Annotated in this window: 4 protein-coding genes; 2 read left to right on the top strand and 2 right to left on the bottom strand. The window is 42.5% G+C overall.

What is annotated here, in order from left to right:
• Window positions 1–190: 190 nt before the first annotated feature.
• Both DBR11_RS15715 and DBR11_RS15710 read left to right on the top strand, forming a co-directional pair.
• Window positions 191–1627 carry a LysM peptidoglycan-binding domain-containing protein gene (locus tag DBR11_RS15715; RefSeq protein WP_108553607.1) on the top strand — a complete coding sequence of 479 codons (1437 nt, stop codon included), beginning with the start codon at window positions 191–193 and terminating at the stop codon, window positions 1625–1627.
• Window positions 1617–2258 (top strand): uridine kinase, encoded by a 642-nt coding sequence (locus DBR11_RS15710; RefSeq protein WP_108553606.1) that lies wholly within the window; start codon window positions 1617–1619, stop codon window positions 2256–2258. Before DBR11_RS15715 ends, DBR11_RS15710 begins: the two co-directional genes overlap by 11 nt.
• On the opposite strand, the gene DBR11_RS15705 is transcribed toward DBR11_RS15710, so the two are convergent.
• Both DBR11_RS15705 and DBR11_RS15700 read right to left on the bottom strand, forming a co-directional pair.
• A complete protein-coding gene (locus DBR11_RS15705; RefSeq protein ID WP_108553605.1) occupies window positions 2255–2914 on the bottom strand; it encodes a 3-oxoacid CoA-transferase subunit B in 660 nt (219 codons plus the stop codon). The genes DBR11_RS15710 and DBR11_RS15705 overlap by 4 nt on opposite strands.
• Window positions 2915–2921: 7 nt before the next feature.
• Window positions 2922–3623 carry a CoA transferase subunit A gene (locus DBR11_RS15700; protein WP_108553604.1) on the bottom strand — a complete coding sequence of 234 codons (702 nt, stop codon included), beginning with the start codon at window positions 3621–3623 and terminating at the stop codon, window positions 2922–2924.
• Window positions 3624–3768 lie beyond the last annotated feature (145 nt).

Here is a 3768-nt window from a genome sequence, read left to right as displayed (position 1 = left end):
CCTCAGGGCGCCTTGCCACAAGAGCGCAGCGGGGCAAGGAGTCCAGTCCTCGAAGAGTAATATTGATTTTTCCAGCAAGCTTTTTTCACACTATTTTATAATACGCACCCTTCTTTCCCGTTCTTGATATAGAATTTAACCTCTTAGAATTTATTCGTATAATTGCCAGAGTTAACTTGACACAACATTAATGCAAAAATATTATATATTGGCAGCAGTAGCTGCCTTCCTCAACATATCCTCTGCCTCAGCCTCTAACCTAAGAGACTCCATAGGCGTGGAAAATCTGAAAGGCAAAAAAGTAATCCTTCATAAAGTAGTTCAGCACGACACCTACTATTCTATAGGAAGACTGTACAATGTTCAGCCCAAAGAGATCATCACCTTTAACGACAACAAATACCTTCAAATCGGAGTCATCATTAAAGTACCAACCAATATTCCATTTAAAGACCAGATCAGTACGGCCGCAAAAAATCCACCGGCAAACACTTCTTCTGACAATGGAAACTATACCGAGTACACGATACAAGCCAAAGACAATCTAAACAGGCTTGCTGAAAGGTTTGGAACTACAGTAAATGAAATCAAAAGGATTAACGACCTAAACTCTATTCATCTGAGAATAGGCCAGGTTTTAAAAATGCCGGCACAAGCAGGATCCGAACAGCAACCAGAACAGAAACAAAAGCAAGAACAGAGACCTGCGCAAACAGCGGCTAATGAACCAATTTTCCCTTCCAAACGCCCTGAAGCTGTAAAAAACACAGATGCAATTGCAGGAGAAAACGGAGCGTACATTGAGCACGTTGTAAAAGCCAAAGAAAACCTGGGCATGCTGGCCGACAAATACGGAACAACCATTGAGGAAATCAAAAAACTTAACGGACTAAATTCCAGCAACCTTAGAATAGCTCAGGTCCTAAAAATCCCAGCCAAACAAGGTCAAAATCCCGAAACGTCAAATGCAGGTCAACCGGTAGTAACAGAGACTACACCATCAGGACAGAAAAAACCAGGCCTGGATAAAAAGACACAACCCCTTCAATCTCCCGCAGATACTTCAGCACAGGAAGAATTCATAGAACACACGGTAGCCTCGAATGAAACCCTGTATTCCATTGCCACAAAATATGGCCTAACCATGGATCAGGTAAAGGCAAAGAACAATTTGCCGGATGCTTCCCTTAGAATTGGGCAGAAGCTATTGATCAAAGGACTATACCCGGTAAAAAAACCTTATACCCCACCAGTAACAGATTCAGATGCAGAGGCCGATAGCGTATCTACCATTAAAAATCCTTCCTTGAAATACGCACCAAGCAGATATGGGCTAAATCAAATTGACGAAAAAGGAACCGCTGTATGGATTGCAGAAGAAGGCCTTGATCCGACTAAAATGCTTGTGTTACACCGCACTGCACCCATAGGAACAGTAATAAAAATCACCAATCCGATGAGCAACCGCTCTACCTTCGCAAAGGTTGTTGGTAAATTTACAGAGAATGAGTCCACAAAAGATGTTATCATTGTAATGACAAAAGCTGTAGCAGACGCACTGGGTGCGCTGGACAAAAGATTTTTTTGTAATTTAACCTACAGCGGACAAGATACTAATGAACAATAAACCTTTTATTATTGGGATTGCGGGTGGAAGCGGTTCCGGTAAAACTTTCTTTTTAAATTGTTTCCTTCATCATTTTAAAAATGATGAGGTCACTTTAGTTTCACAGGATGATTATTACATCCCTGTTGGAGAAATGACACAGGAAGAGAATAGATTATACAACTTTGATCTTCCTTCCACCATTGACAACGAGCAGTTCAATCTTGATATCAGGAAACTCCTGAAAGGAGAAGTGATCTACAAAAAAGAATACAACTTTAACAACCCTTTGGCCGTAGTCAAGATCCTGGAGATCAGCCCCGCGCCAATTATCATAGTAGAAGGCCTTTTCATCCTTCATTTCAAAGAAATTGCAGCACTGCTGGACCATAAGATCTTTGTAGAAGCCGAAGAATCTGTTGCCCTGGACCGCCGAGTAAAGAGAGACGGTATGGAACGCGGCTATTCTGAAGAAGACGTATTATACAAATGGCACAACCACGTTGTGCCATCTTATAAAGAATTTTTATTGCCGTACAAAGAAGAATGCAATATGGTTGTGATGAACAACAACAACACACCCGATGAGATCATTGCTATTACCGAAAAAATAGCCCTCGATCTGAAAGCCAAATTCTGTCTGGACAATTAATCTATATGCATTTCCGGCGTGTTATCGTCGGCCAGAAGTCTGCCTGAGGTTGCGTTTCTAATGTAATCAACACTCACCCCCGGTGCTCTTTCGATTAATTGAAAGCCACCCTCAGGCAGTACATCAAGGACTGCAAGCTCGGTTACAATCTTTTTAATACAATGTACACCTGTTAAAGGCAAGGTGCATTTTGGCAACAGCTTACTCTCCCCCGCTTTGTTCACATGCTGCATCGCCACTATAATATTCTTGGCAGAAGCCACAAGGTCCATAGCACCCCCCATTCCTTTCACCATTTTACCAGGAATCTTCCAATTGGCAATATCTCCGTTTTCAGAAACTTCCATAGCACCCAGTATCGTCAGGTCAATCTTCTGACTCCTGATCATTCCAAAACTCAAGGCCGAATCAAATATAGATGAACCTGGTAAAGTTGTAATCGTTTGTTTCCCTGCATTGATCAGATCCGCATCCTCTTCTCCTTCAAAAGGAAAAGGGCCCATACCCAATAATCCGTTCTCAGACTGTAAAACGACGTTGATTCCCGAAGGGATATAATTGGCAACCAATGTTGGAATCCCTATTCCAAGATTCACATAGTAACCATCTTTTATTTCTTTTGCGATACGTTTCGCAATTCCATTTTTATCCAGCATGTGACCGTTAATTTTTAGTTCTTACCGTACGTTGTTCAATTCTCTTCTCATAGTCAGCCCCTTGAAAAATACGGTGTACAAATACTCCGGGTGTATGGACCTGATCCGGATCCAGTTCTCCGGCTTCCACCAGAATCTCGACCTCGGCAATGGTTACTTTTCCCGCCATCGCCATGACTGGATTAAAATTTCTACTCGTCGACCTGTAGATCAGGTTACCCGCTGTATCTCCTTTCCAGGCTTTTACAATCGCAAAATCAGCCTCAAAAGCATACTCCATCAGGTAATCCTTTCCATTAAAGTTTCGCACCTCTTTACCTTCAGCCACTTCAGTACCCACACCCGCAGGTGTAAATATTGCAGGCATACCATAACCAGCAGCCATACAACGTGTTGCCAAAGTACCCTGCGGAATCAGTTCAACCTCCAGTTCACCACTCAGCAGTTGTCTTTCAAATTCTGCATTCTCTCCAACATAAGAAGAAATCATCTTTTTAACCTGGCGCTGCTGCAGCATCAGCCCAATGCCAAAATCATCTACCCCGGCATTATTGGAAATGCAGGTCAGGTCCTTCACGTTCTTTTTCACCAGTGCCGTAATGCAGTTTTCAGGAATCCCGCAAAGGCCAAATCCCCCCAGCATTAACGTATCACCGTCTTCTATATCCCGGATGGCTTCTATAGCCCCCGATACCACTTTATTGATCATATATTTGGTTTGATTGCTAAATTAAAAAAAGTCCCCCGAACTTTGTTAGTCCGGGGGTTAATTATCATTTTAAATATACATACGTAATACCATCTCCACCCCGGTCTGCATGTTCATCCTCCACACGGGTCACCTGGCTATACTT

Origin of the sequence: Pedobacter sp. HMWF019, assembly GCF_003061025.1 — a bacterium.
In the GTDB taxonomy this organism is placed as follows: Bacteria; Bacteroidota; Bacteroidia; order Sphingobacteriales; family Sphingobacteriaceae; genus Pedobacter.
Note: the sequence above shows the minus strand (reverse complement) of the source record. Positions and strands in the feature narration are given on the sequence as shown.

Coding starts and splice junctions, on each gene's coding strand:
- DBR11_RS15715 (WP_108553607.1), top strand. CDS start 191: ATGCAAAAATATTATATATTGGCAGCAGTAGCTGCCTTCCTCAACATA.
- DBR11_RS15710 (WP_108553606.1), top strand. CDS start 1,617: ATGAACAATAAACCTTTTATTATTGGGATTGCGGGTGGAAGCGGTTCC.
- DBR11_RS15700 (WP_108553604.1), bottom strand. CDS start 3,623: ATGATCAATAAAGTGGTATCGGGGGCTATAGAAGCCATCCGGGATATA.
- DBR11_RS15705 (WP_108553605.1), bottom strand. CDS start 2,914: ATGCTGGATAAAAATGGAATTGCGAAACGTATCGCAAAAGAAATAAAA.